The sequence below is a fragment of the Devosia sp. genome, from assembly GCF_041917035.1.
GTDB lineage: Bacteria > Pseudomonadota > Alphaproteobacteria > Rhizobiales > Devosiaceae > Devosia_A.
On record NZ_JAYRYM010000399.1, the window covers coordinates 1 to 2,237 of the forward strand.

The 2,237-nt window shown below is 67.2% G+C and carries 1 protein-coding gene; it reads left to right on the top strand.

The window, feature by feature from the left end; genetic code table 11:
* Window positions 1-2,162 (top strand): methyl-accepting chemotaxis protein (locus ACE3TU_RS21570; protein WP_374627910.1); only part of this gene is annotated, 2,162 nt, incomplete at its 5' end.
* Window positions 2,163-2,237 lie beyond the last annotated feature (75 nt).

A 2,237-nucleotide genomic window follows, 5' to 3' on the forward strand; every position in this document is an offset into this window, starting at 1 on the left:
GGCAATTGCTCGACACGCCCGCCGACACCACCGGCAAGAAGTGGAACTACGACTTCTCGCACTCCAAGGTCCATCCGAACTTCCGCAGCCAGGCGGAGCGCCGCGGCTATCGCGACATCTACCTGTTTGATGCCAAGGGGAACCTGATCTACTCGGTGATGAAGAACGACGACTTCGCGATGAACTTCGCCGAAGGCGGCGCGCTGGCCGAGAGCGGGCTCGGGCAGGCCTTCAGGGCCGCGGCGGCCCTGACCGAGCGTGGACAGGTGGCGTTTGTCGATCTCTCGGTCTACGCCCCCCTGGGGCAGCCAGCGAGTTTTCTCGCCACTCCGGTCTTCGATCCGCGCAACAAGTTCATCGGTGTGATGGCGATCCAGATGCCGGTCGCTCCGATCAATTCGCTGCTGCAGGACAGTGACAATCTCGGCCGCACCGGTGAGAGCTTCTACGTCGGCACGGATCGGCTGCTGCGCTCCGACTCGCTGTTCTCGGGAGCAGACGACACGCTCGACACGCGCTACGACAACCCGATCGTCGGGTCCGCTCTCGAAGGAAACGCGGCCCAGGGCATGACCGGCGACTATCGCGGCATGTCGATGATCGCGACCGCGGCGCCGGTGGAGTTCCACGGCGCCAGGTGGGCGATGGTGACCACCATCGGCGCGGATGAGGCGCTGGCGCCGGTCCAGCAGCTGCGCGACATGATGCTGATGGTCGGCGGCATCCTGCTGCTGGTCGCCGCGGCCATGGCCCTGCTCTTTTCCCGCACGGTCACGCGGCCGATCAGCCGCCTCACCGGCACGATGAGCGCGCTCGCCGAGGGGAATCTCGAGATCGAGGTCAAGGGCGCCGAGCGCAGCGACGAGGTCGGCGACATGGCCCGCGCCGTGCAGGTGTTCAAGGAGAACGCGCTCAAGGTCAACGAGATGACCGAGGGCGAACGCCTCGGCTCCGAACGCCGCAGGGCCGACCGCATCCAGATGATGCAGTCGCTGCAACGCGCCTTCGGCGAGGTGGTGGATGCGGCGATCGCCGGGGACTTCTCCCGACGCGTTACGGCCGACTTCCCGGATCAGGAACTCAATGCGCTGGCCCGCTCCGTCAACGAGCTGGTCGAGACGGTCGATCGTGGCGTCGGCGAGACCGGCGATGTGCTGGCCGCCCTGGCCCACACCGATCTCACCCGTCGCGTCGAGGGCAGCTACCAGGGGGCCTTCGAGCGGCTGAAGCTCGATACAAATGCGGTCGCCGAAAAGCTTAGCGGCATCGTGGTCGGCCTCAAGCAGACGTCGCGCTCGCTGCGCACTGCCACCGGCGAAATCCTCAGTGGCGCCAACGACCTCAGCGAACGCACGACCAAGCAGGCGGCGACCATCGAGGAGACGTCGGCGGCCATGGAGCAACTGGCCTCCACCGTCCTCGCCAACGCCGAACAGGCCAATGACGCGGCGCGCGTCGCGGCCGGCGTCACCAAGTCGGCCGAGGACGGGGGCAAGGTGATGAACCAGGCCAATGCCGCCATGGAGCGGATCACGGCTTCCTCGGGAAAGATCTCCAACATCATCGGGATGATCGACGACATCGCCTTCCAGACCAACCTGTTGGCCCTCAATGCCTCGGTCGAAGCCGCGCGGGCGGGGGAGGCCGGCAAGGGCTTTGCAGTCGTGGCGATCGAAGTGCGGCGCCTCGCGCAGTCGGCAGCGGAGGCCTCGAGCGAGGTCAAGGCCCTGATCGAGCAGAGCGGTACCGAGGTCAAGGGCGGGTCGCGCCTCGTCGCCGAGGCGGCGCAGAAGCTCTCCGAGATGCTGGAAGCGGCCCGCAGTTCCAACACCGTGATGGATGCCATCGCCCGCGCCAGCCGCGCGCAGGCCTCCTCGATCGAGGAGGTCAACGCCGCCGTCCGGCAGATGGACGAGATGACCCAGCACAACGCGGCGCTGGTCGAACAGACCAATGCGGCGATCGAGCAGACCGAGTCCCAGGCGGCAGAGCTCGACCGGATCGTCGAAGTGTTCAGGATCGCCGACGGCGAGGTCGCCGGCGGACGCCCGGTGGAGGCGCCGCGCGGCATCAGGGGATTGCAGCAGAAGGTCAAGACCGCGGCCCGCTCGTATCTGAGCAGCGGCAACGCGGCGATCGACAAGGACTGGTCCGAGTTCTAGCCGCAGTTCTGGCGGCGGCCACGGGGGGAGCATGCCTATGTCCTCGAACGCGAGACGTCTCCTCGCGGCGCTTGG